Source organism: Sphingomonas silueang (assembly GCF_040049155.1).
In the GTDB taxonomy this organism is placed as follows: Bacteria; Pseudomonadota; Alphaproteobacteria; order Sphingomonadales; family Sphingomonadaceae; genus Sphingomonas; species Sphingomonas silueang.
Window position 1 is genome coordinate 61,504 of the sequence record NZ_JBDZDK010000010.1, and the last position, 21,936, is coordinate 83,439.

Annotated in this window: 26 protein-coding genes; 12 read left to right on the forward strand and 14 right to left on the reverse strand. The window is 69.7% G+C overall.

Annotated elements, in window-relative coordinates; genetic code table 11:
* Nucleotides 1-19: 19 nt before the first annotated feature.
* The gene (locus tag ABLE43_RS11370; RefSeq protein WP_348978624.1) at nt 20-1,030 is read right to left on the reverse strand and encodes a phospholipase A; all 1,011 of its coding nucleotides are present in this window, start codon (nt 1,028-1,030) and stop codon (nt 20-22) included.
* 100 nt (nt 1,031-1,130) lie between these two features.
* Between ABLE43_RS11370 and hisN the strand changes: the two genes are divergently transcribed.
* Together hisN and ABLE43_RS11380 are read left to right on the forward strand one after the other, a co-directional pair.
* Nucleotides 1,131-1,913: a histidinol-phosphatase gene (gene hisN / locus ABLE43_RS11375; RefSeq protein ID WP_348978704.1), complete on the forward strand. Its 783-nt coding sequence runs from the start codon at nt 1,131-1,133 to the stop codon at nt 1,911-1,913.
* A 198-nt stretch (nt 1,914-2,111) separates the two neighbouring features.
* Nucleotides 2,112-2,621 (forward strand): YciE/YciF ferroxidase family protein, encoded by a 510-nt coding sequence (locus tag ABLE43_RS11380; RefSeq protein ID WP_348978625.1) that lies wholly within the window; start codon nt 2,112-2,114, stop codon nt 2,619-2,621.
* A gap of 159 nt (nt 2,622-2,780) precedes the next feature.
* Here the strand turns inward: ABLE43_RS11380 and ABLE43_RS11385 are convergent, their stop codons facing one another.
* Nucleotides 2,781-3,053, reverse strand: coding sequence for a hypothetical protein (locus ABLE43_RS11385; RefSeq protein WP_348978626.1), 273 nt, complete (start codon nt 3,051-3,053; stop codon nt 2,781-2,783).
* A gap of 74 nt (nt 3,054-3,127) precedes the next feature.
* A complete protein-coding gene (locus ABLE43_RS11390) occupies nt 3,128-3,487 on the reverse strand; it encodes a hypothetical protein (protein ID WP_348978627.1) in 360 nt (119 codons plus the stop codon).
* A 115-nt stretch (nt 3,488-3,602) separates the two neighbouring features.
* Between ABLE43_RS11390 and glpX the strand changes: the two genes are divergently transcribed.
* The 4 genes from glpX to ribA all read left to right on the forward strand — a co-directional run bounded on the left by glpX (nt 3,603) and on the right by ribA (nt 7,763).
* On the forward strand, nt 3,603-4,562 hold the full coding sequence (gene glpX, locus ABLE43_RS11395) for a class II fructose-bisphosphatase (protein WP_348978628.1): 960 nt from the start codon (nt 3,603-3,605) through the stop codon (nt 4,560-4,562).
* A gap of 339 nt (nt 4,563-4,901) precedes the next feature.
* Nucleotides 4,902-5,540: a LolA family protein gene (locus ABLE43_RS11400; protein WP_348978629.1), complete on the forward strand. Its 639-nt coding sequence runs from the start codon at nt 4,902-4,904 to the stop codon at nt 5,538-5,540.
* A 370-nt stretch (nt 5,541-5,910) separates the two neighbouring features.
* Nucleotides 5,911-6,705, forward strand: coding sequence for an exodeoxyribonuclease III (locus ABLE43_RS11405; RefSeq protein ID WP_348978630.1), 795 nt, complete (start codon nt 5,911-5,913; stop codon nt 6,703-6,705).
* Complete coding sequence (gene ribA / locus ABLE43_RS11410) at nt 6,702-7,763, forward strand: GTP cyclohydrolase II (RefSeq protein WP_348978631.1); 1,062 nt, start codon at nt 6,702-6,704, stop codon at nt 7,761-7,763. Before ABLE43_RS11405 ends, ribA begins: the two co-directional genes overlap by 4 nt.
* 185 nt (nt 7,764-7,948) lie before the next feature.
* Here ribA and ABLE43_RS11415 read toward each other — a convergent pair whose 3' ends face one another.
* Complete coding sequence (locus ABLE43_RS11415; protein ID WP_348978632.1) at nt 7,949-8,854, reverse strand: LysR family transcriptional regulator; 906 nt, start codon at nt 8,852-8,854, stop codon at nt 7,949-7,951.
* A gap of 127 nt (nt 8,855-8,981) precedes the next feature.
* On the opposite strand from ABLE43_RS11415, the gene ABLE43_RS11420 reads away from it, so the two are divergent.
* Nucleotides 8,982-9,383 (forward strand): OsmC family protein, encoded by a 402-nt coding sequence (locus ABLE43_RS11420; RefSeq protein ID WP_348978633.1) that lies wholly within the window; start codon nt 8,982-8,984, stop codon nt 9,381-9,383.
* A gap of 138 nt (nt 9,384-9,521) precedes the next feature.
* Here the strand turns inward: ABLE43_RS11420 and map are convergent, their stop codons facing one another.
* The 4 genes from map to ABLE43_RS11440 form a co-directional block, all read right to left on the reverse strand.
* Nucleotides 9,522-10,295, reverse strand: coding sequence for a type I methionyl aminopeptidase (gene map, locus ABLE43_RS11425; protein ID WP_348978634.1), 774 nt, complete (start codon nt 10,293-10,295; stop codon nt 9,522-9,524).
* Nucleotides 10,292-10,495 carry a ParD-like family protein gene (locus ABLE43_RS11430; protein WP_348978635.1) on the reverse strand — a complete coding sequence of 68 codons (204 nt, stop codon included), beginning with the start codon at nt 10,493-10,495 and terminating at the stop codon, nt 10,292-10,294. Before ABLE43_RS11430 ends, map begins: the two co-directional genes overlap by 4 nt.
* 132 nt (nt 10,496-10,627) lie before the next feature.
* Nucleotides 10,628-11,311 (reverse strand): HAD family hydrolase, encoded by a 684-nt coding sequence (locus tag ABLE43_RS11435; protein WP_348978636.1) that lies wholly within the window; start codon nt 11,309-11,311, stop codon nt 10,628-10,630.
* Nucleotide 11,312: 1 nt separating this feature from the next.
* Nucleotides 11,313-11,981 carry a YggS family pyridoxal phosphate-dependent enzyme gene (locus ABLE43_RS11440; RefSeq protein ID WP_348978637.1) on the reverse strand — a complete coding sequence of 223 codons (669 nt, stop codon included), beginning with the start codon at nt 11,979-11,981 and terminating at the stop codon, nt 11,313-11,315.
* 22 nt (nt 11,982-12,003) lie between these two features.
* On the opposite strand from ABLE43_RS11440, the gene ABLE43_RS11445 reads away from it, so the two are divergent.
* Both ABLE43_RS11445 and ssb read left to right on the forward strand, forming a co-directional pair.
* The gene (locus ABLE43_RS11445) at nt 12,004-12,555 is read left to right on the forward strand and encodes a thiamine phosphate synthase (RefSeq protein ID WP_348978638.1); all 552 of its coding nucleotides are present in this window, start codon (nt 12,004-12,006) and stop codon (nt 12,553-12,555) included.
* 46 nt (nt 12,556-12,601) lie between these two features.
* Nucleotides 12,602-13,159 (forward strand): single-stranded DNA-binding protein, encoded by a 558-nt coding sequence (gene ssb / locus ABLE43_RS11450; RefSeq protein WP_348978639.1) that lies wholly within the window; start codon nt 12,602-12,604, stop codon nt 13,157-13,159.
* Between the two features lie 275 nt (nt 13,160-13,434).
* Here the strand turns inward: ssb and ABLE43_RS11455 are convergent, their stop codons facing one another.
* A complete protein-coding gene (locus tag ABLE43_RS11455; RefSeq protein WP_348978640.1) occupies nt 13,435-14,031 on the reverse strand; it encodes an ankyrin repeat domain-containing protein in 597 nt (198 codons plus the stop codon).
* A gap of 75 nt (nt 14,032-14,106) precedes the next feature.
* Here ABLE43_RS11455 and ABLE43_RS11460 point away from each other — a divergent pair, with 75 nt between their 5' ends.
* From ABLE43_RS11460 to ABLE43_RS11470, 3 genes are read left to right on the forward strand one after another with little or no spacing between them, the layout of a single operon-like run.
* The gene (locus ABLE43_RS11460) at nt 14,107-14,700 is read left to right on the forward strand and encodes an SCO family protein (RefSeq protein ID WP_348978641.1); all 594 of its coding nucleotides are present in this window, start codon (nt 14,107-14,109) and stop codon (nt 14,698-14,700) included.
* Nucleotides 14,697-15,134: a YcgN family cysteine cluster protein gene (locus tag ABLE43_RS11465; protein ID WP_348978642.1), complete on the forward strand. Its 438-nt coding sequence runs from the start codon at nt 14,697-14,699 to the stop codon at nt 15,132-15,134. The genes ABLE43_RS11460 and ABLE43_RS11465 overlap by 4 nt, the downstream gene beginning before the upstream one ends.
* Nucleotides 15,131-15,982, forward strand: coding sequence for a M48 family metallopeptidase (locus tag ABLE43_RS11470; RefSeq protein WP_348978643.1), 852 nt, complete (start codon nt 15,131-15,133; stop codon nt 15,980-15,982). Before ABLE43_RS11465 ends, ABLE43_RS11470 begins: the two co-directional genes overlap by 4 nt.
* Here ABLE43_RS11470 and ABLE43_RS11475 read toward each other — a convergent pair.
* The 5 genes from ABLE43_RS11475 to ABLE43_RS11495 form a co-directional block, all read right to left on the reverse strand.
* Nucleotides 15,952-18,105 (reverse strand): transglycosylase domain-containing protein, encoded by a 2,154-nt coding sequence (locus ABLE43_RS11475; RefSeq protein ID WP_348978644.1) that lies wholly within the window; start codon nt 18,103-18,105, stop codon nt 15,952-15,954. The genes ABLE43_RS11470 and ABLE43_RS11475 overlap by 31 nt on opposite strands.
* A 154-nt stretch (nt 18,106-18,259) precedes the next feature.
* Nucleotides 18,260-19,336 carry an NAD(P)/FAD-dependent oxidoreductase gene (locus ABLE43_RS11480; RefSeq protein ID WP_348978645.1) on the reverse strand — a complete coding sequence of 359 codons (1,077 nt, stop codon included), beginning with the start codon at nt 19,334-19,336 and terminating at the stop codon, nt 18,260-18,262.
* A complete protein-coding gene (locus ABLE43_RS11485) occupies nt 19,315-20,004 on the reverse strand; it encodes a methyltransferase domain-containing protein (protein WP_348978646.1) in 690 nt (229 codons plus the stop codon). Before ABLE43_RS11485 ends, ABLE43_RS11480 begins: the two co-directional genes overlap by 22 nt.
* Nucleotides 20,001-21,074, reverse strand: a complete 1,074-nt coding sequence (locus ABLE43_RS11490) for a type III polyketide synthase (protein WP_348978647.1) — start codon at nt 21,072-21,074, stop codon at nt 20,001-20,003. Before ABLE43_RS11490 ends, ABLE43_RS11485 begins: the two co-directional genes overlap by 4 nt.
* Nucleotides 21,075-21,139: 65 nt before the next feature.
* Nucleotides 21,140-21,748 (reverse strand): class I SAM-dependent methyltransferase, encoded by a 609-nt coding sequence (locus ABLE43_RS11495; RefSeq protein ID WP_348978648.1) that lies wholly within the window; start codon nt 21,746-21,748, stop codon nt 21,140-21,142.
* Nucleotides 21,749-21,936: the final 188 nt, after the last annotated feature.

Consider the following 21,936-nt stretch of genomic DNA (forward strand, 5'->3'; position numbering starts at 1 on the left):
TCTCGCTAAACGCCGCCCCCTACCGCGTGAACGCCACCCCCAGCCGCGCGCTGCTGCTGCGCAGGCGATAGTCGTCCAGCGCCTCGCCGTACCCGCTGAACCCCTGCGCGAAGAGATACAGCCCGGTGCCCCCGCCCGGCACCGCCAGCGGCCAGGACACGTACAACTCCCCCGCGCGCCTGGCGCCCAGCGGGTTGCGCAGCCGTGCCTCGACCTTCAGCCCGTCCGCCTGCACGATCGCTGCACCCAGCGACCAGTTGCCCCAGTACCGGTCGAGATCGCGATAGCCGGTGCCGACATAGGTCCAGACCTTCGGCGACCCCTCCACCCGCCAGCCGTCGCCGATCGGCAGCGCGTAGGTCGCCGCCGCATAGAGCCGGTTCACGTCGATCGAGCCGATATCGCCGCGCCCGTTCGAGTCGTGCGCATAGCCGACCGCGGCGACGACCCGCTCGCCGAACCCGCGCTCATAATAGACCTCGGGGCTGTAGGTCGTGGCGCGGAACGGCCCCGACGACTGCTCGATCGCCCAGAACATCGTCTGCGTCCATGCCAGCCGCACCCCGTCCAGCGCCCCGCCGGTGTCGAACGGGCGAAAGGCGAGGCTGAGTTGCAGCTTCGCCCCGTCCGATCCGCCGCCGAACGCGCCGTAGATCGGCTCGTGCGGCGCGAACCGGTCGAGGAAGCCGCTCGCGCTGCCCCGCGCCGCCGCGACCACCGTCTCGCCGCGCGGGGCGGGCGCGTCGGGTGCCGCCGCCGCCAGCGCGGGCGCGATGATGCGATAGCGCAAGGGGCGGAAACCGCCGGGCGGCACCGCCTGCGCCGCGGTATCGGTCGGCGCGAGGGTCAGCACTACGCCATCGACGGTCGTGACGCGGACCTCGGGTGGCGGCGTCACCTGGGTCGCGGTATCGCCACCGTTCAGCGCATAGACGGTGACGCCCTCCTGCGCCGCCGCGACGGTCGCGGGCGGTTCCGGCACGATCCGGACTTGCGGCGGGGCGGCGGCGAGCAGGGCGAGCGCGATCATGCCCGCCGGTGTGGCAGCGAATCGCGACGATCGCGAGCATCGTTTGCGCTTTGCCGCCTGCCCCGCCTATGCGCAGGGCGCACTCCTCGAAAGGCCTGCCATGCCCGTCACCGCCGCCGACCTCGCCCTCGCCGCCCGACTCGCCGATGCGGCGGGCGCGGCGATCCGCCCGCGCTTCCGCAGCGACTATGGCCTCGAGATCAAGGACGACGCCTCGCCGGTAACGCTGGCCGATCGCGAGGCGGAGGCGGCGATGCGGGCGATCATCGAGCGCGAACGCCCCTCGGACGGCATCCATGGCGAGGAATATGGCGTGGCCGAGGGGACCAGCGGGCGGAGCTGGGTGCTCGACCCGATCGACGGCACGCGATCGTTCATCGCGGGCCGTCCGATCTTCGGCACGCTGATCGCGCTGGTCGAGGACGGCTGGCCGGTGCTGGGCATCATCGACCAGCCGATCATCGCCGAACGCTGGGTCGGCGCGATCGGCCACGGCACGATGTTCAACGGCACGCCCGCCCGCACCCGGCGCTGCCGCGATCTGGCGCACGCGCTGCTCGCCACCACCAGCCCCGCGCTGTTCGACGACGGCCAGCTCCACGGGTTCGAGCATGTCGAGGCGCGGGTCGCCTCGACCGTACTCGGCGGCGACTGCTATTCTTATGGCACGCTCGCCTCGGGCCATATCGACGTGGTGGTGGAGGCCGGGCTGAAGCTCCACGACTTCGCCGCCCTCGTACCGGTGGTCGAGGGGGCGGGCGGCAGCATGAGCGACTGGGCGGGCGATCCGCTGCATGCGGGCAGCATCGGCGAGGTGATCGCGCTGGGCGACGCGGCGCGGCTGGAGGATGTCGTCGAACTGCTCGCCTGTCGCGGCCACTGACGCAACCGGCAGGCCCGCGCATCGTTGGGGGAGGATCGGAGTCTGATCCAGCAACGCTGGATCAGAGCGGTACCAGCCCGCTCCCCCACCCGACCACCCACAGCGTATCCTGATTGGGTGGCCGGGTGGGGGAGCGGGCTGGTACCGCTTCCACGCAAGTGGATCAGACTCTGGCCTCCAGCGACGAAGGAACCTGCCATGGGTCTGTTTTCCAAGGATATCGCGACGCTCGACGACCTGTTCGTCCACCAGTTGCAGGACGTGTATTACGCCGAGAACCAGATACTGAAGGCGCTGCCCAGGATGGCGGCGAAGGCGACCGACCCCGAGCTCAAGGCCGGGTTCGAGCAGCATCTGGCCGAGACCGAAGGGCAGATCCGCCGCCTCGACCAGGTGTTCGCGCTGCACGGCGCGACCAAGAAGGGCGTGACCTGCCCGGCGATCGACGGGATCATCAAGGAAGCGAACGAGGTCGCGGGCGAGATCGCCGACAAGAAGGTGCTCGACGCGGCGCTGATCGCCTCGGCGCAGGCGGTCGAGCATTACGAGATCACCCGCTACGGCACGCTGATCGCCTGGGCGCGGCAGCTGGGCCGCGAGGACCTCGCCGCGCTGCTTTCCGAAACCCTCGCCGAGGAACGCGCCACCGACGAGAAGCTGACATCGATGGCCGAGCACAAGCTGAACGCGAAGGCCGAACTGGCGTAGCATCAAGGGCGGGGTCGAACGGCCCCAACATCGTCATTCCCGCGGAGGCGGGAATCCATACACGCTACCACTCCGGTTCCTGCCGGACCATCGGAGCATATGGATTCCCGCCTGCGCGGGAATGACGAGCCAAGGCATGAGGCGCGGTTCCGCCGCCCCCTATTCCTTCGGCGCGGTCGACAGGATCGTGCGCGGCTTGCGGGTGCACAGTTTCAGGCCGATCAGCCCGCACGGCGCGCCGGTCGCGCGCAGCCCGTCCGACTTGCGGTCGAACGACTCGTCTTCGTCGCCCTCCAGCCGGTAGCGCGCCGGTCCCTTGCGACAGGCAAGCGCGCCCGGCGTCGCCGCGCAATCGACCGGATCGTCGATGCCGATCGTCGTGGCGCGCACCGGTGCACCCTGCAACAGCAGCGCGAGCAACAGCATCGACATCGGCGGCCCCTTCGGCGCGGGCGGCGGAAGAACCCGTTCCCGGTCGACAAGCTACCCGGTTTTCCCGGGCGGCGCTACTTTGCCAGCGGGCGCGGCGTCGCGCCGCCCGAAACCCCGCTGCGGCTGCTGGCGGTCGCGCCGACCATGCCGCAGCCGGTAAGGAACAGGTTCATGCCGCATGCCGGGCCGGGCACCGCCAGCAACCGCTCACGCTCGCCCAGCGCATCCACCGCCCTGGGATCGCCCGCGACCGGCGGGGTCTTGAGCGGCACGCGATAGCGATCGGCGGTGCGCCCGCCGCAGATCACGACCTCGTCGGCATCGGCGTCGCGGCGGCACGGGCGGTCGATCGTCGTCATCGCCCGGGCGCGGGCCACCGCCTGCGCCACGGCGGTTTCGTCGGCGGCGATCGCCAGCAGCATCCAGACCGGCATCGTGCATTCCCCCGCACCAACGGCATCGCCTGCGACTATCCGCCGACTTGCCTTGCCCGGCAAGGGCCGCGGGCCTATCGCGCGTCCAAAATATCGAACGGAGAGGACCACCGCCATGAACGCCGCCAGCAACACCCTCGACCGCGTGCTCGTGCTCGAGATGGTGCGCGTCACCGAAGCCGCGGCGATCGCCGCATCGGCGCTGGTCGGGCGCGGCGACGAAAAGGCCGCCGATGCCGCCGCCGTCGCGGCGATGCGCGCCGCGCTCAACGAACTCTACATGGACGGCACCGTCGTGATCGGCGAGGGCGAGCGCGACGAGGCGCCGATGCTCTACATCGGCGAGAAGGTCGGGCTGGGGAAGGGACCGCAGATCGACATCGCGCTCGATCCGCTGGAGGGCACCACCATCTGCGCGACGGCGGGGCCGAACAGCCTCGCGGTGCTGGCGATCGCGGAGAAGGGCGGGCTGCTCAACGCCCCCGACGTGTACATGGACAAGATCGCCTGCGGGCCGGGCTATCCGCCGGGGGTGATCGACCTCGACCGTTCGCCGACCGAGAATGTCCGCGCGGTGGCGGCGGCCAAGGGCGTCGATCCGCGCGACATCATCGTGTGCGTGCTCGACCGGCCGCGCCACGAGCGGATCGTCGCCGAGCTGCGCGCGATCGGGTGCGGCGTGGCGCTGATCGGCGACGGCGACGTGGCGGGCGTCATCGCGACCACCGATCCCGACACCACCATCGACCTGTACATGGGGCAGGGCGGCGCGCCCGAGGGCGTGCTGGCGGCGGCGGCGCTCCGCTGCGTCGGCGGGCAGTTCAAGGGGCGGCTGGTGTTCCGCAACGACGACGAGCGCGCCCGTGCCGCAAGGTGGGGCGTGACCGACCTCGACCGGCAGTACGACCTGACCGATCTGGCGCGCGGCGACTGCATCTTCGCCGCGACCGGCGTGACCGACGGCTCGCTGCTCGCCGGGGTGAAGCGCCGCCGCGACCGGATGACGACCGAAAGCGTGGTGATGCGCGCCAGCTCGGGCACGGTGCGCTGGGTGAAGGGCGAGCACCGGTTGTAGCCCGCTGCCTGCTCCCCTCCCTGGCAACGGAGGGGCCGGGGGTGGGTAGGTGTGGGGCGGGCGCGACGCTTCCCCGCAAGCCAACCCACCCCCAACCCCTCCCTTGTCAGGATTTCTCTGCGAAAGTCCTTTGCCGCACCCCCGCGCAGGCGGGGGGCCAGCAGTCGCGGACGCAAGCCGCTGTTCTACTTGGCTCTGGACCCCCGCCTGCGCGGGGGTACGGCAGGATCAAGCGCTGACCTTGGACTTGTGCATGGGAATCCTGTCAGGGAGGGGAGTCCATAGAACGCAACCCATGGGTTCACGCCGCGTTCAACGCGCCGACGCTACCCCCGCCCCATGATCCGGAGACCGACCATTCGCCCGTTTGGCCTTGCGCTCGCCCTTGCCGCCCCCGTCGCGCTGGCCGCGCCTGCCGTCGTCCATGCCCAGGCGCAGCAGAACGACCTCGCCGCCGTGCAGCGCCACCTCTCGGCGGTAGAGACGATGACGGCCGACTTCACCCAGACCGATCGCAGCGGGCGGGTGCTGTCCGGCCAGCTCACCCTCAAGAAGCCGGGCAAGATCCGCTTCCAATATCAGCAGGGTGTGCCGATCCTGATCGTGTCGGACGGCAAGTCGCTCTATTTTCTCGACTATCAGGTCGGGCAGAAGCAGCGCTGGCCGATCGGCAACTCGCCGCTCGGCATCCTGCTCAACCCCGCGCGCGACGCATCGAAATACGCCCGCGTCATCCGCTCCAGCGACCCGCGCGTCCTGAGCGTCGAGGCCTATGACCCGAAACGCCCCGAATATGGCCGGATCACGATGATCTTCGTGCGCCAGCCCTCGGCGCCGGGCGGGCTGATGCTGCAGAGCTGGGTCGCGCTCGATGCGCAGGCGAACCGCACCACCGTGCGGCTCAGCAACCAGCGCTTCAACGTGCCCGTCGCCGACAGCGCGTTCCGCTTCAACGAACCGCGTCGCGCGCGGCGTTGAGGGATTTTCCGACCCGCCCGGTCCGTTCGAGTCGAGCGCAGTCGAGACACCGCGGGCTGCGCTCGACACGAACGGACCCGGGTGTTGCTATCGATCGCTACGGTGATCGACAGGGTTCGCTCGCCGAACCACGCCGCCTGCGAAACCCATCGTTTCAATAAATATAAACAACGTTCATCCTGGCGACAGGTTTGCCGTCCTATCAATGCCCTTGCGGCGTCGGGGCGCGTCCGGGATTTTTCCCCCTGTTGCCCGGGACCTCGATGCCCGCCTGCGTGACCAACGCCAGGTCGGCCCTCGTTCCATGCCCCCGGAGCGAGGGCCTTTCCATGTCTGGCGCAGGCCATCGCCGCGCGATACAGGGTCGCGCATGGACACGCTTTCGGTCGCCTCGTGGAACATCAACTCGGTCCGCTTCCGCATGGACATCGTCGAACGCTTCCTCCGCGAAGTGTCGCCCGACGTGCTGTGCCTTCAGGAAACCAAGGTCGAGAACAAGGACTTCCCGCACGAACCGCTGCGGCGGCTGGGCTATACCCATATCGCGATCAACGGCCAGCGGATGCACCACGGCGTCGCGGTCCTCTCGAAGCTGCCGCTGGCGGAGGACGACCGGCTCGACTGGCAGGCGAACGGCGAGGCGCGGCACATCGGCGTCCGCCTTGCCAACGGTCTCAGGATCGAGAACGTCTATGTGCCCGCGGGCGGCGACGTGCCCGACCGCGACGTGAACCCGAAGTTCGGGCAGAAGCTCGACTTCCTCGAACGCATGATCGCGTGGTCGCAGGGGCTGTCGGGCGTGCCCACGCTGCTGGTCGGCGACTTCAACATCGCCCCGCTGGAAAGCGACGTGTGGAGCCACAAGGCGCTGCTCGACGTGGTGAGCCATACGCCCGTCGAGGTCGCGACGCTCGCCCGGTTGCAGGCGGCGAACGACTGGGTCGATCTCGGCCGCCATTTCGTCGCGGCGCCGCAGCGGCTCTACACCTGGTGGAGCTACCGCGCGAAGGACTGGGCGGCGTCGGACCGGGGGCGCAGGCTCGACCATATGTGGGCCAGCCGCGACGTGGCGGCAAAGGCCGTGGCGCACCGCGTGCACGAGGATTGCCGCAGCTGGCTGAAACCCTCCGACCATATCCCGATCGTCACGGAGTTCGCCTTTTGAGCGATCCCCGTGACGTCGCGCGCGCGATCGACGCGTTGCGCCGCGGCTGGCCGATCGCGATCGCGAACCCGCCGGAACCGGTGCTGACGCTGCTGCCGATCGAGACCGCCGATCCGGTGCGGCTCGACGCCTTCGATCCGGCGGGCGTGGGACAGGTGCTGCTGTCGTTCGGCCGGGCCGAGACGCTGAAGATCGTCAACCAGCGCGCCGCCGCCGCCCCCGACCAGCCGGTCGCGATCGCGCGGGAGCCGTGGACCGATTTCGCCGCGATGACCGCGCTCGCCGATCCGCAGCTCGATCTCGCCACGCCGCTGAAGGGACCGTTCCGCGGGGTCGCCAGCCCGTCGCCTGCCGCCGCCGCCGCCGCGCTGCGCCTCGCCCGGATCGCCGGGCTGCTCCCCGCCTATGTCGCGGGCGGATGGGGCGCGGAGGTGACGATCACCCCGCAGGCGATCGATGCGCATGAGGATGCCAACCGGCTGGCCGTCGTCGCGCGCGCCCGCCTGCCGGTGGCGGGGGCGGAGGATGCCGAGATTATCGCCTTCCGCACCCCCGATGCGGCGGGCGAGCATGTCGCGCTGGTCATCGGCCAGCCGGACGGCACGCCGCCGCTGGTCCGGCTGCACAGCGAGTGTCTCACCGGCGACGTGCTCGGCAGCCTGAAGTGCGACTGCGGCCCGCAACTCCACGCCGCGATCCGCGCCATCGCCGATGCGCGCTGGGGTATCCTGCTGTATCTCCGGCAGGAAGGGCGCGGCATCGGCCTCGTCAACAAGCTGCGCGCCTATGCCTTGCAGGATCAGGGGTTCGACACGGTCGACGCCAACACCCGTCTGGGCTTTGCGATCGACGCGCGCGATTTCGGCGTGGCCGGGCGGATGCTGGCGCTGCTCGGCCAGCGACAGGTGCGGCTGCTCACCAACAACCCGGCCAAGGTGGCGGGGCTGGAGGCGACCGGCGTGACCGTGCTCGAGCGCGTCGCCCACCACCTGCCGCCCAATCCGCACAACGAACGCTACCTCGCGACGAAGCGCGACCGGACGGGGCACCAGTTGTAGGGGGGGCGGGGCGGAGGTTCCGCCGATTGCGCCGTCGTTGCGATTGCCGACGTCATGTCTGGCCATTCGGGGCGCGTCGATCCCTTCGCCTCCCCGGCGGCACAGGCGGACCCGGTTTCCCGGAATCGATGGGAAATGGGAATGCGGCAAAATTCCCGATAGCTGGTTCACGGGAGCGCCGGGAGTTACGGCTGAAGCTCGCCTATGATCGAAAGGAAACGCTGTAGCGCGGGCGTCAGGTCATCCGTTCGCCAAGCCAGACCGATTTCCAGGCACGGCGCACCTTCTGCAAGGTCGATATACTGCACGTCGGACCGAGCCAGCTTGCGCAACGATGCCGGCACCAACGCGATTCCCATTCCCGCAGACACCAGGCTGATGATGGTCTGCATCTGGATCGCCTCTTGGGCAATTCGCGGTGAGCCGCCATGCGTCGAGAGATAGTCGGTAACGAGATCGTGGAGCGCGGGAGCTGATGGGCGGGGAAACATAACCAGCGGTACGTCCGCTATCTCCGCCGGGTGAAGGCGCCCCCCTTCAAGCGGCAGCCGTCCTTCTTCCGACCAATGTTCTGGAACGACTGCGATCAGCGGTTCCGATAGCAACCGACAATAGCTCAAGGTCGAATGTAGCGTACCCGCCGGAGGCGGGACGATAATTCCGGCGTGGCCTATTCCATCCAGCAGTCGCGCAATCTGCACTTCGCTGGTCGCCTCTTGGAGGACAAGGTCGACCTCGGGGTGACGGTCGGCAAAAGATCGGACTAGCGCCGGGAGGACGTTGTAATCGGCGACGCTGACGAACGACAATTCCAGCCTTCCGATTTCCCCGCGACGCAGGCGTTGTGCGGTTTCTGGCAGAAGGGAAAGGATGCGGAGAGCTTCGCGGACGTGGTTCAACCATTCCTGGCCGAACGGCGTCAGCGCGACGGTTCGCTTGGTCCGGACAAATAACGGTGCGCCAAGCTCACGCTCCAAGGCCATGATGGACTGGCTCAGCGGGGGCTGGGTCATATTCAACCGGATCGCCGCGCGATTGAAATGCAGCGTCTCGGCCACCGCCACAAACTGTCGAAGCTGTCGGACCTCCATCACTGAAACCTACAGCGACCTAATAAGCCGCTACAAGTATATTTCCCATATCATAGTCGGCAACGTAATCGGGACACACCGACGAATGGCGCGGTCGCAACCCGCATAAAATCAAGGACGCCGATCAGTGAGCAGAACCATCGTATCGTATGAAGGAAATCTGCGCTCGCAGGTGAAACATGATGGCTCGCATGCCGTCATCGTCATGGACGCACCCAAGGAACTGGGCGGTCTGGAGGAAGGGTTTTCAGCAAGCGATCTCTTGGGAGTGTCGCTGGGCGGCTGCATCCTTGGCATCATGGGCGTTGCTGCCCGTTCGATGGCTATCGACATTCCCGGAGCCACCGCAACGATCACCAAGGAAATGGCGAACGCGCCCCGCCGCTTCGCGCACCTGTCAGTCGTCGTCAGAATTCCAGGCTCGTTTGATGAAAGGCAGCGTCATAAATTGGAAGCAGCTGCGCACGCCTGTCCGGTTCACAATGCGCTCGGTATCGACGCCCCCATCATGTTCGAATGGGTCGACTGACTTGTAGGTTTCCCAATTGGGAACCAGCGACCGGAATCCCGCTGCGTCGATCATGCTGACCGTCGCCTGCGAGTTCCGCCTTGCCGAAATCCGTTCCCGATTGCGCTTTCCCGCTGCGTCCGGTCCCCGACCGCGGCCTCACCCCGCCGCCCGTTCCCCCGTCCGCAGCGTCAGCACCTCCACCCCGTCCGCCGTCACCGCCACGGTATGCTCGAACTGCGCCGACAGCTTCCCGTCCGCCGTCTCGACCGTCCAGCCGTCGTCGCGCTGCACGGTGCGGCGGCTGCCCTGGTTCAGCATCGGTTCGATCGTGAAGGTCATGCCCTCGCGCAGCACCTCGCCCGTCCCGCGACGGCCGAAGTGCAGCACGCTCGGCTCCTCGTGCATCTCGCGCCCGATGCCGTGGCCGCAATAGTCGCGCACGACGCTTAGCCCATGCGCCTTGGCATGGCGTTCGATCGCGAAGCCGATGTCGCCCAGCCGCGCGCCGGGCCGGACCGCACGGATGCCGTGCCACATCGCCGCCTGCGTGTGCTGCACCAGCCGCCGCGCCTGGGGTGCCACCTCGCCGATCAGGTACGTCTTGCTCGAATCGGCGATATACCCGTTCTTCTCCAGCGTGATGTCGAGGTTGACGATATCCCCGTCGCGCAGCACGTCGTCGGCGCTCGGCACGCCGTGGCACACGACCTGGTTGATCGAGCTGTTGAGCACGAAGCCGAAGCCGTACTGCCCCTTGCTCGCCGGGCGGCTGGCGAGGTCGTGGGTGATGTAGCGCTCGACCAGATCGTTGATCGCCAGCGTCGACATGCCCGCCATGTCCAGCGTGTCGAGCATCTCGAACACCTGCGCCAGCAACCGTCCCGACTGCCGCATCAGCGCCAGTTCGTGCGGCGTCTTGGGCGCGCTCATGCGGCGACGCCCGGGGTGTCGGCATGCGCGGCGGCGATCTCGCGCGCGACGATCTCGTTGAAGCTCAGCGTCGGGCTGGCTTCGGCGAGCATGCCGATCTTCATCCAGAACTCGGCCTGCGCGTTGATCGATCGGCACAGCACCGTGGCGGAGCGCCGCGCCGCTTCGTGCAGCGCGTCGTCGATCTTCACGATACCCATGCGGCGACCCCTGCCAGTATATGAAACATATATGGTCCATATACGGACACGGGCCGTTCCGCGCAACCTCAAGGTCTGATCCACTTGCGTGGAAGCGGTACCGGCCCGCTCCAGCTTTGCTGGATCGAACGCCTATGCGGGCGGCAACCCCAGCAGCGCCGCCACCTCGTCGAAGCCATGCGCGATCTCGGTCACGCCCAGCGCCCGCAGCCGCGCGTCATGCCCGACCCCGCAGTGCGTGCCCGCGCACAGCCCGATCACCCGCGCGCCCGATGCCACCGCCCCGGTCACGCCGACCGGCGAATCCTCGAGGATCGCGCAATCGCCGATCGGCACGCCCAGTTGCTGCGCGCCGTACCAGTAGAGGTCGGGCGCAGGCTTGCCGTTGGCGACATGCTCCTTGCCGCTGTAGATATGGTCGCCGAACGCATCGCGCAGGCCCAGATGGTCGAGATGCGCCCCGATCCAGCGCGTCGTGCTGGACGAGACGATCGCCCGCGGCAGGTCGGCGGGCAGCGCACGGACGAAGCCGATCGCCCCCGCCACCGCCGCGACGCCTTCGGCCACCACCCGCGCATCCTCGATCGCGCGCGCCTCGGCGAAACCGGGGGGCAGGGGGCCGCCGATCCACCGCTCGATCGCATCGGTGAACTGGCTGCCCGACAGGCCCATGAAATTGGCCATCGAGTCTTCCGGCGTCGTCGGATGCCCCGCTTGCGTCAGGAACTCGGCGATATGGCGGTTGCCCGCGAATTCGCTCTCGATCAGCACGCCGTCGAAGTCGAACAGCAGCGCCTTGGGTCGTTGCCCGCCCATCTCAGCCCCGCGCCCCGAACAGCGCCGACCCGACCCGGACATGGCTCGCCCCCAGCGTCACCGCGGTCGGATAATCATCGGACATGCCCATGCTGAGCCCCTTGAGGCCATGGTCGCGCGCCAGCCTGGCGGTCAGCGCGAAGTACGGCGCGGCGTCGAGCCCCGCGGGCGGCACGCACATCAGCCCGGCGACCGGCAACCCCGCCGCCTGTGCCTCCGCCAGCAGCGCGGGCAGATCGGCAAGCGCGCAGCCGCCCTTCTGCGGCTCGTCCCCGATATCGACCTGGAGGAAACAGGCGGGCGCCCGCCCGACCTTCCGGATCGCCCTGCCCAGCGCCGCGACCAGCGACGGGCGGTCGACGGAATGGATCGCGTCGAACAGCCGCACCGCATCCTCGGCCTTGTTCGACTGGAGCTGCCCGACGAGGTGGAGTTCGATTGGCCCCGTCTCCGCGATCAGCGCGGGCCATTTGCCCTGCGCCTCCTGCACCCGGTTCTCGCCGAACGCGCGCTGCCCGGCATGGATCAGCGGGCGGATGGCATCGGCGTCGTGCGTCTTGCTGACCGCGATCAGCGTGGTCGCGCCTGCCGGACGGCGGGCGATCCTTTCGGCATCGGCGATCGCCTTGCGCACGGCGCTCAGGCGGGTCGGGGCATCGGTTTCCTGCATGCGCCGCGCTATAGGGGGCCGCATGCCTCCCCGCCACCCTTTGCCGCGCCGCTGGCTGATGACCGACGAACGGATCGGCGATGCGCTGCTGCCGACGCTCGCCGCCCTGCCGCGCGGCAGCGGGGTGGTGTTCCGCCACTATGCCACGCCCGCGGCCGAACGCCGTGCGCTGTTCGCGGCGGTCCGGCGGATCGCGCGTGCCCGGCGGCTGGTGCTGCTGGTGGCGGGACCGTCGCTGGCGCGCGCCGGGGGCGTGCATGGCCGCAGCGCCCGGCGCGGCAGGGGGCTGGCGACCCGTCCCGTCCACAGCATCCCCGAACGCATCGCCGCCGAGCGGGCCGGGGTGGACGCGATCTTCGTCTCGCCGGTGTTCGCCACCCGCTCGCATCCCGGTGCCCCGGCACTGGGGCGGATACGCTTCGGCCTGCTGGTGCGGGGCACGCGGCTGCCGGTGATCGCGCTCGGCGGGATGACGCCTGCCCGTGCCGCGACGCTGCGCCCGTTCGGCATCGCCGGATGGGCCGCGATCGATGCGTTTACCGTGGGGGCGGAACATAGTAGGGACGGCGACTGACGGGCGCTTCGCCGGCGCCCCCCAATCTCCAAGGACAAGAAACGGCATGGCAGGCAGCGTCAACAAGGTCATTCTGGTCGGCAACCTCGGCCGCGATCCCGAATCGCGCTCGTTCCAGAACGGCGGCAAGGTGGTGAACCTGCGCATCGCGACGTCGGAATCGTGGAAGGACCGCAACACCGGCGAGCGCAAGGAAAAGACCGAATGGCATTCGGTCGCGATCTTCAACGAAGGCCTCGCCAACGTCGCCGAACGGTTCCTGCGCAAGGGCAGCAAGGTCTATATCGAGGGCCAGCTCCAGACCCGCAAGTGGCAGGACCAGAACGGCCAGGACAAGTACAGCACCGAAATCGTGCTGCAGGGGTTCAATTCGGTGCTGACGATGCTCGACGGTCCCGGCGGCGGCCAGGGCGGCGGTAGCGGCGGCGGCGGTGGCCGCAGCGGCGGCGACTGGGGCAACGACGACTTCGGCGGCGGATCGTCGGGCGGCGGCGACCGCGGCGGATCGTCGCGCGGCGGCGGCTACAACTCGGGCGGCAACAAGAGCGGCGGCAATTTCGGCGGCGGCTTCGGCGACGATCTCGACGACGACGTGCCGTTCTGATCGTGCCTGCCGGGCGGCATGCGTCCGCCCGGCAGGTTCCTCAGGGTCCGTTCGGAAACTCGCCGAAGGGCGAGTTTCGTGCGGTGCCTGCCCGCTCCGCCAGCCGGCCACCCATCGAGTGTACCCTGTGGGTGGCCGGGTGGGGGTAGCCCAGCAAAGTACTACTTTGCCGGGACCCGTGGGGGTAGCCCAGCAAAATACTACTTTGCTGGGACCCGTGGGGGAGCGGGCCGGTACCGTAAAACGTGCGACATGCACGTTTTCAAACAGGTTCCCTACAGCTTCGGGCCAGCCACCGCCGCCTTGGGCTTCGCGGCCGGTGCCTCGTCGATCAGCTTGAGCAGCACCGGCGTCCGCGTATCCCGCCTGGCATATTCACGGGCGGACATGCCCGCGATCACATCGGCCTGATCGGGGTTCGCGCCCGCCGCCACCAGCGCGCGGACCATGTCGGGGTTGCGCAGCTGCACCGCGCGGATCAGCGGCGTCTCGCCGCTGGCGTTGCCGAGGTTCAGGTTCGCCTTGCGCGCCGCCAGCGCGTTGATCGCCTCGACCGACCCCGATTCGACCGCATAGATCGCCGGGGTATTGCCGCGATTGTCCTGGATATTGGGGTTCGCCCCCTTGGCCAGCAGGAAGCGCAGATAGGTCAGGTTGCCGCTCTTGGCGACGATGTGCAGCGCCGCCTCGCCGGTCGTGCGGTCCTTGGTGTTGATGATCGTCTGGCCGGGCTGGCCGAGGATGTCGTTCACCTTGTTGCCGTCTTCCTCGCGCACCGCCTTCAGGAAGGTGTAGCTGGGCGACTGCTGCTGCGCGTGCGCAACGCCGGGCAGCAGCAGCGCGGCGGCGAACAGGACACGGATCGGCGACATCGGGGCAACTCCATCGGGCAGGAATACAGGCACGGCTTGCATGGATGCGCCTATCAGATCATGGCTGGCAATGCCATGAACACCATCCTGCGTATCCTTGCCCCCGTGCTCGCGCTCGGCCTCGTCGCCTGTGGCGGGGGCGGCGAACCGCCCGCCACGCCGCCGCTCTCGGGCGCGCGCATCGGCGGCCCGTTCGTGCTGACCGACGGGCGTGGCCAGGTGGTGCGCGACACCGATTTCGCGGGCCGGTGGCGGATCATGTATTTCGGCTATACCTATTGCCCCGACGTCTGCCCGGTCGATCTCCAGACGATCGCGGCGGGCCTCAAGGCGTTCGAGCAGGACTCGCCCGACCTCGGGGCAAAGGTCGTGCCGGTGTTCGTCACCGTCGATCCCGAGCGCGATACGCCCGCCGTCGTCGGCAAGTACGTCGCCGCCTTCCACCCGCGCATGGTCGGGCTGACCGGCAGTCCCCAGGCGATCGCCGATGCCGCGCGCGCGTACGGCGTCACCTATGCCAAGTCGCAGCCGCCCGGCGCGTCGGAATATCTGATGGACCACAACCGCACCGCGATCCTGATGGACCCGCAGGTGCGCCCGGTCGCGCTGCTGCCGCAGGACGAGAATGCGCAGGCGGTCGCCGCCGAACTGGCGAAGTGGGTGCGATGAGCGGCGGGCGCTTCTGGGAGGACGTGCCGCTCGACCGGCTCGACCGCGCGCAGTGGGAGGCATTGTGCGACGGGTGCGGCAAATGCTGCCTGCACAAGCTGGAGGACGAGGATACGGGTGAGGTCCATGCGACCAATGTCGCGTGCAAGCTGCTCGACCGGCGGATGGGGCAGTGCAGCGACTATCGCCACCGCCATGCCTATGTCCCCGAATGCGTCCGGCTGAACGCGCGTAATGTGGCGCAGATCGAATGGCTGCCCTCGACCTGCGCCTATCGCCTGCGCGCCAACGGCGAGCCGCTGCCCGACTGGCATTATCTCAACAGCGGCGACCGCGAGAGCGTGCACGCCGCCGGGCAATCGACCCGCGGCTGGACGGTCAGCGAGGTCGATGTCGGCGATATCGAGGATCACCTGACCGACCGGGTGCTGTGATCGAGGGGGTCGAGGTCGTCCGCAACCCGCGGGCGAAGGTGATGCGGCTGTCGATCGATCCCGCCACCGGTCGGGTACGGCTGACGGTGCCGCGCCGCATGCCGCTGGCGAAGGCGGAGGCATGGGCGCGCGAGAAGGCCGACTGGATCGCCGCCCGGCGCGCAGCGCTGCCCGAGGGGCGGCCGTTCGTCGATGGCGCGGTGCTGCCGGTCGCGGGGCGGGCGGTGCGGCTGGTGTGGGATGCAGGGGCGTCGCGCACACCGATCCTCCGACCTTCCGGCGAAGAAGGGGGTGACAGGATGCAGGTTGCGCGCGTTCCGGCCGATCCCGCACCACCAACCCCGTTCCTCCCGAGCGCAGTCGAGGGACGTGCCACAGGCGCTGCGCACGGTGTCTCGACTGTGCTCGACACGAACGGTCGGGAGCAAGGCTTCGGCACGCTGCAAGCTGTCCTGCTTTGCGGCGGCCCGCCCGAAGCCTTCGCCGCCCGCATCGAACGCTGGCTCCGCCGCGAGGCGCTGCGCGTCCTGACCGAGGATACCGCCTACTATGCCGCGAAGGCCGGCGTCACCGTCGCGCAGGTGGCGGTCGCCGATCCCAGGGCGCGCTGGGGCAGTTGCAGTGCGACCGGCGCGATCCGCTACAGCTGGCGGCTGTTGTTGGCCCCGGTCGCGGTCCGCCGCGCGACCGCCGCGCACGAGGTGGCGCACCGGGTTCACATGCACCACGGCCCCGCCTTCCACGCATTGGTCGCCGACCTGTTCGAGGGCGATCCCGCCGCCGCCCGCCGCTGGCTGCGCACGCACGGCGCGCAGCTTCACTGGTACGGGCGCGGTTCCTCCTCATAGGGGCGCTCGGGCGCGCGCCGCTCGGGCGGCGGTGCCCGGCGCGGTTGCGGCGGCGGGGCGGCATCGCCGCGCGGGCTCCGACCCAGCGCCCGGTCGATCCAGTCCTGGTCGAGCTGTTCGTCGGGGACGCGCTGCACCGTGCCCGGCTCCTCGGGCGCCTCGCCGTCCTCGGGCGCGGCGCGCGGGCCCTGCTGCTGCGGCGGCGGCACCGGATTGCCGTCCTGATCGACATAGACCTGGTCGTCGGGCTGGCCGTAATAGCTCTCGGCGTCGGGTTCCTCCTGCCATTCGGGCAGCGTCACCTTGGTATCGAACTCCTCGACCGGGCGGCTGGCCACCGCCTGCCGCATGAACGCGGCGAAGGCGCGGGCCGGGGCGGTGCCGCCCTGCAACCCGCCGACGGTCTTGGCATCGTCGCGCCCCATCCATACGCCGGTAGTGATCCCGGAGGAGAAGCCGAGGAACCAGCCGTCCTTGTTCGACGTGGTCGTGCCGGTCTTGCCCGCGACCGGCCGCCCGATCTGCGCCGCGCGCCCGCTGCCGGTGTTCACCGCCGTCTGCAGCAGGTCGGTCATCTGCTGCGCGACATAGGGCGCGACCAGCACGCGCGAGCTGTCCACCTGATGCTGGTAGATGACCGATCCGTTGGCCGTCACCCGTGTGATGCCATAGGGCACCACCGCCGTGCCGCCGCTCGCGACCGAGGCATAGGCGCGGGTCATGTCGATCAGCCGCACGTCCGACGTGCCGAGCACCATCGCCGGACGGGTATCGACCGGGGTGGTGATGCCGAAGCGGCGCGCCATGTCGGCGACCGTGCCGAAGCCGACCTGCTGCCCCAGCCGCGCGGCGACCGTATTGAGCGAATAGGCGAAGGCGGTGCGCATCGACACCTGCCCGCTGAAGCGGCGCGAATTGTTGCGCGGGCTCCACCCGTCGATCGTGATCGGCGCGTCCTGCACCTGGCTGTCGGGGTTCATCCCCGCCTCCAGCGCCGCGAGGTACACGAACAGCTTGAACGCCGACCCCGGCTGGCGCGTCGCCTGCGTCGCGCGGTTGTAGATCGAGGACACGTAATCCTTGCCGCCGACCATCGCGCGCACCGCCCCGTCGCGGTCGAGCGCGACCAGCGCCCCCTGCGTCCCCGCCGGGGCGTTGGCGCGGATCGCGGTGTCGGCGCTCTGCTGCATGGCCGGATCGAGCGTGGTCCACACGTCGAGCGGGGCCTCGGTCTCGTCGATCAGCGTCTCGAGCTGCGGCAATGCCCAGTCGGTGAAATAGCGCACGCTGTTCTGCTGCGGCTCGGGCGCCAGCTTGATCGCCTCCGGGTCGGCGTCCATCGCCTCGCTGGCGCTGATCGCCCCGGTTTCCTGCATCAGTTTCAGCACCACGCCCGCGCGGCCCACCGCCGCCTCGGCGTCGGCGGTCGGGGAATAGCGCGACGGTGCCTTGACCAGCCCGGCGATCACCGCCGCCTCGGACAGCGACAGCTCGCTGCCCGGATGGTTGAAGAAGCGCCGCGACGCCGCGTCGATGCCGTACGCCCCGCCGCCGAAATAGACCTTGTTGAGATAGAGTTCGAGGATCTGGTCCTTGCTGAACTTACGCTCCAGCGCCAGCGCAAGGATCGCCTCGAGGATTTTGCGCCCGACCGTATAGCTGTTCGACAGGAAGATGGTGCGCGCCACCTGCTGCGTGATGGTCGATGCGCCCTGTAACCGCCGCCCGGTGCCGCGCGTCTCGATCGCGAATTTGGTGATGCGCGCCAGCGCCACCGGATCGACGCCCCAGTGCGAGCGGAACCGCCGGTCCTCCACCGCGACCATCGCGTCGCGCATCACCGGCGGAATCTCGCTGTACGGAATCCATTCGCCATAGCTCGGGCCGATCGACACCAGGATCGTGCCGTCGGCGGCGCGCACCCGGATCATCTGGCCGTTGGGCGAGGATTTGAGCTGGTCGAAGCTCGGCAGGTTCGCCTTGGCGTTATAGACCGCGACGACCAGCGCGATCGCGCCGATCAGCGCGACGGCGAAACCGATCCCCAGCACCCAGCGCAGGATGCGCCGCCAGCGGGGGGTCGCGGCGGGCCGCTTGGGGGTGCGTTTCGGGGAGCGTGCCATGCAGATGCGCCGGATACCGCGCGGACCCCGTCGGGCACAAGCCCCGCCGCCCCGCGACCATGGAAAGCAGGCGCGGTAGGCGCGACCGGCTGAACGGAGCATGACCTTCCTGTCGCGCGGGAATGACGACGGAAGCGGTCGGATTGCAGCAGGGCTATGCGCCGATCCGCGTCCAGCGCGCCAGCCGGTCGGTCAGCCCCGGCACCGCCCCGCCGACCAGCAGCGCCGCGCCGTGCCGCTCGGCCACGCCACGCAGCAGCCCCGCGACCGCCAGCGGGCGTCGCAGCGCCCGCGCCAGATCGCGCTGGAACGCCTCCGCCGTGCCGCCCGCCAGCGCGGCCTTCGCCGCACGCATCCCGCTGGCGATCGCGATCCCCATGCCTTCCCCGGCCAGCGACGGGATGACCCCCGCCTGATCGCCCAGCCGGAACACGCCCGGCAGCGTCCGCGCCGTCCGCCAGCCATAGGGCACGTTGGCGACGGCATCGATCGCCTGGCCCCGTGCCAGCTCGGCCAGCCGCTCGCCCAGTTGCGGTGCCTCCGCCGCGAGGACGTGCAGCAGCCGGGGCAGGTCGCCCGCCGCCTGCAACCGCGACCGCCGCACCGCCATGCACAGATTGGCGCTGCCGTCCTCCTGCAACACGATGCCCGCATAGCCGCCGCGCAACGGATGCAGCTCGATCGCATCGCCGACCAGGGCGGCAAGGCGCGGCGAGGGGGCAAGCCGCACCCGCACCCCCATGGCCGGATCGGCCTCGCGCGTCGCATCGCGGGCCAGCCCCCGCAGTTCCTGCTTGCCGGTGGCGAGGAACAGCGTCTCGCCCGCGACCGTCGCGCCATCGGCCAACCGTAGCGTGCGTCCCTCCGCCGATCGGATCGCCACGCCGCGCTCGACGCCCGCGCCCTGTGCCGCGGCATGCGCCAGCAGCAGCGTATCGAGCCGCCGCCGCGACAGCCCGATCGCAGGGGCAGGCAGCGCCGCCTCCGCCCGCCGTCCGCCGACATGGATCGTCACCCGCCGCACGACCTGCCCGCCGAGCGTCCCGGCGTCCACGCCGACCTGCGCCAGCGTCTCCAGCGTGCGCCACGACAGGAAACCGCCGCACAGCGCATCGCCCGTCTCGCGGGTCCGCTCGATCACCAGCGTGTCGGTGCCGCCGCGCGCCAGCAGCGCCGCCGCGACCGCCCCGGCCGGGCCGCCGCCCGCGATCAGCGCCGTCGTTCGACGCATAGCCGGAAGGGGAAACGGCGCACCACCCGCGCTTGCGCCGCGCCCGCTTGCGCGAGGATCGGCACCCATTCGTCGGGGCGGTACGACCGCGCGATCGACAGCGTCCCGTCGGCGCGCACGATCGGATGCCAGCCCATGATCCGCGCGAGCAGCGGATAGCCCCGATGCGCGAAGCGGTGCCGGTGGAGATCATTGACCAGCCAGCCGCGCCACGTCTCTTCCTCCATGAACCGCACGAACGCGACCAGCTGCGCGTGCGTCATGTGATGCGCGACGAGGCTGGAGACGATCACGTCCCAGCCTTCGCCCGCCAGATCGGCATAGTCGCCGGTGCGATAGGTGATGCCCATGTCGGCGGGCGTATCGGCGCGGGCGATCGCTTCGCTGCGGGGATTGAGGTCGATGCCGTGCAGTTCCGCCGCCACCCCCCGCCGCGCCGCCCAGCGCGCGATGCGGCGCAGCATGTCGCCGTCGCCGAACCCCACGTCGAGCAGCTTGAGCCGCTGCCCGCGCAGCGCCAGCGAATCGAGGAAGCCGATCGTCGGGCGCGCCGCCATGGTGACGGTGTTGACCCGCGCGAGATCGCGCAGCACCGCGGCATAGACGGCGGGATCGAGATCGGGGGCGTCCATCGCCTCCTCGACATCCACCGCGCGCGGAAAGCTCATGCCGCGCTCCGGAACGCGAACCCTTCGGCGGCGAGCCCCGGCCCGAACGCCAGCGCGACGCCGCGTTCGACGCGCGGCCCCGCCAGCATCGCCGCCAGCACGAACATCAGCGTCGCCGACGACATGTTGCCGTTCGCCGCCAGCACGCCACGCGACGCCGCCAGCGCATCGGGGCCGAGCGACAGGCTGCGCTCGACCGCATCGAGGATCGAACGGCCCCCGGCATGCACCGCCCAGCCGTCGACGCTGGCGGGTGCCGCCCCGCCGGTCGCGGCGGCGGCGAAGCCGGGGTCGGTGAGCGCGGTCGCGATCCGGCCCGGCACCTCGCCCGACAGATGCATCGCGAATCCGGCGTCGGTGATGTCCCAGCGGATCAGTTCCGCCGAATCGGGCAGCGTCGCGGCGAACGGCGCGTCGATCGCGAAGCCGGTCGCGTCCCGGCTGACCAGTGCCGCCGCCGCGCCGTCGCCGAACTGGAGCATCGCCAGCAACGGCTCCAGCGCCACGGCGGGTTGCAGGTGCAGCGTCGACAGCTCCACCGTGACCACCAGCACCCGGGCATCGGGTTCGGACCGCACGATATGGCGCGCGCTGCGCAGCGCGGCGACCGCGGCATAGCAGCCCATGAACCCCACCAGCAGCCGCTCGACCGAAGGGGAGAGGCCGAGCCGCGCGGCGATCTTCTGGTCGATGCCGGGGGCCACGAAGCCGGTGCAGCTGGCGACGACCAGATGGCTGATCCCGTCCAGCGCGACCTGTTCCCCCAGCGCCTCCACCGCGCGGATGGCAAGGGCGGGGGCGGCATCGGCATAGATCCGCATCCGCGCGGCGGTGCCGGGCATCGCATCGGCATAGAAGCCGCCCGCCGCGACCGGCGATCCGCCGTTGGCGCTTTCGGGCAATACCGACCAGCGATGGCCGATCCCGGCCCGCTCGACCATCCGGTCGAACAGCCGCGCCTCGCGCCGGGGCAGGCGTTCCCGCGCCCAGCCGATGAAGGCATGGTGGATATCGTGCCCCGGCGTGGCGGTGCCGACGGCGTTCAGCCAGGCGGTGGGATCGGAAGCCATTGCGCCACTAACGCATGGCACCGGTGAAAGTCGTTAGCGCGCCGCAACAATTTTGCGGCGGCTGCTCAATCCTTCCACGCCCACCACAGCTGGGCGGGGGGGACGTTCCACCATTCCATGTCATGGTCGATCCGGGGGAACTGCCGGTCGAGGAAGTCGCGCACGCGCGGATTGAACTGATAGACGAGGAACGCCCCGCCGGTGCGCAGCACCGCCTGCGTCGCGGCGGCGATCCGGTCGCCGACGCCGGGCGGCAGCGTCGAGAAGGGCAGGCCCGACAGCACATAGTCGGCATGGTCGTGGCCGTGCTCGGCGACGATCCGCTCGACGTCGGTCGCCGAACCATGGACCGCGAAGAAGCGCGAATCGAGGATCGTCGCGTTCAGATAGGCGATGAAATCGGGATTGGTGTCGATCACGATCAGCTTGGCATCGGCGCTGAGCCGTTCGAGGATCGGGCGGCAGAAGGTGCCGACGCCGGGGCCATATTCCACCACGACCTTCGCCGCCGACCAGTCGATCGGCGCCAGCATCTTGCGGATCAGCTTGTTCGACGAGGGGATGACCGATCCCACCATCACCGGATGCTTCACGAACCCGCGCAGGAAAATGCCCGCCGGCGAAGGAACACCGCGCGGCTTTCGTCGGGTCGCGGTGGTGGAACTCGTCGTCATGGAAATCCTCGAAGGATGGTGCTGTCGCACCCGGTGTCACCGCGTCGTCGCAAAAGCGCAACGAACTTGCAAGCCGATCGGTTGCGTGGGGGCGGACGGGTACGACGAGTGGAGGGCGAAGGTGCCGTCATTCCGGCGAGGGCCGGAATCCATTGTGTCGGGTCTTCACGGCAAAACCGCGACGTTGC

Bases quoted from the DNA above. Each gene is read 5' to 3' on its own strand.
- ABLE43_RS11430 (WP_348978635.1), bottom strand. From the start codon at position 10,495: ATGGGTATCGTGAAGATCGACGACGCGCTGCACGAAGCGGCGCGGCGC.
- ABLE43_RS11485 (WP_348978646.1), bottom strand. From the start codon at position 20,004: ATGAGCTTTCCGCGCGCGGTGGATGTCGAGGAGGCGATGGACGCCCCC.
- ABLE43_RS11475 (WP_348978644.1), bottom strand. From the start codon at position 18,105: ATGGCACGCTCCCCGAAACGCACCCCCAAGCGGCCCGCCGCGACCCCC.
- ssb (WP_348978639.1), top strand. From the start codon at position 12,602: ATGGCAGGCAGCGTCAACAAGGTCATTCTGGTCGGCAACCTCGGCCGC.
- ABLE43_RS11435 (WP_348978636.1), bottom strand. From the start codon at position 11,311: ATGGGCGGGCAACGACCCAAGGCGCTGCTGTTCGACTTCGACGGCGTG.
- ABLE43_RS11465 (WP_348978642.1), top strand. From the start codon at position 14,697: ATGAGCGGCGGGCGCTTCTGGGAGGACGTGCCGCTCGACCGGCTCGAC.
- ABLE43_RS11415 (WP_348978632.1), bottom strand. From the start codon at position 8,854: ATGGAGGTCCGACAGCTTCGACAGTTTGTGGCGGTGGCCGAGACGCTG.
- ABLE43_RS11445 (WP_348978638.1), top strand. From the start codon at position 12,004: ATGCCTCCCCGCCACCCTTTGCCGCGCCGCTGGCTGATGACCGACGAA.
- ABLE43_RS11400 (WP_348978629.1), top strand. From the start codon at position 4,902: ATGATCCGGAGACCGACCATTCGCCCGTTTGGCCTTGCGCTCGCCCTT.
- ABLE43_RS11380 (WP_348978625.1), top strand. From the start codon at position 2,112: ATGGGTCTGTTTTCCAAGGATATCGCGACGCTCGACGACCTGTTCGTC.
- hisN (WP_348978704.1), top strand. From the start codon at position 1,131: ATGCCCGTCACCGCCGCCGACCTCGCCCTCGCCGCCCGACTCGCCGAT.
- ABLE43_RS11455 (WP_348978640.1), bottom strand. From the start codon at position 14,031: ATGTCGCCGATCCGTGTCCTGTTCGCCGCCGCGCTGCTGCTGCCCGGC.
- ABLE43_RS11370 (WP_348978624.1), bottom strand. From the start codon at position 1,030: ATGATCGCGCTCGCCCTGCTCGCCGCCGCCCCGCCGCAAGTCCGGATC.
- map (WP_348978634.1), bottom strand. From the start codon at position 10,295: ATGAGCGCGCCCAAGACGCCGCACGAACTGGCGCTGATGCGGCAGTCG.
- glpX (WP_348978628.1), top strand. From the start codon at position 3,603: ATGAACGCCGCCAGCAACACCCTCGACCGCGTGCTCGTGCTCGAGATG.
- ABLE43_RS11490 (WP_348978647.1), bottom strand. From the start codon at position 21,074: ATGGCTTCCGATCCCACCGCCTGGCTGAACGCCGTCGGCACCGCCACG.
- ABLE43_RS11405 (WP_348978630.1), top strand. From the start codon at position 5,911: ATGGACACGCTTTCGGTCGCCTCGTGGAACATCAACTCGGTCCGCTTC.
- ABLE43_RS11480 (WP_348978645.1), bottom strand. From the start codon at position 19,336: ATGCGTCGAACGACGGCGCTGATCGCGGGCGGCGGCCCGGCCGGGGCG.
- ABLE43_RS11460 (WP_348978641.1), top strand. From the start codon at position 14,107: ATGAACACCATCCTGCGTATCCTTGCCCCCGTGCTCGCGCTCGGCCTC.
- ABLE43_RS11390 (WP_348978627.1), bottom strand. From the start codon at position 3,487: ATGCCGGTCTGGATGCTGCTGGCGATCGCCGCCGACGAAACCGCCGTG.
- ABLE43_RS11440 (WP_348978637.1), bottom strand. From the start codon at position 11,981: ATGCAGGAAACCGATGCCCCGACCCGCCTGAGCGCCGTGCGCAAGGCG.
- ABLE43_RS11495 (WP_348978648.1), bottom strand. From the start codon at position 21,748: ATGACGACGAGTTCCACCACCGCGACCCGACGAAAGCCGCGCGGTGTT.
- ABLE43_RS11385 (WP_348978626.1), bottom strand. From the start codon at position 3,053: ATGTCGATGCTGTTGCTCGCGCTGCTGTTGCAGGGTGCACCGGTGCGC.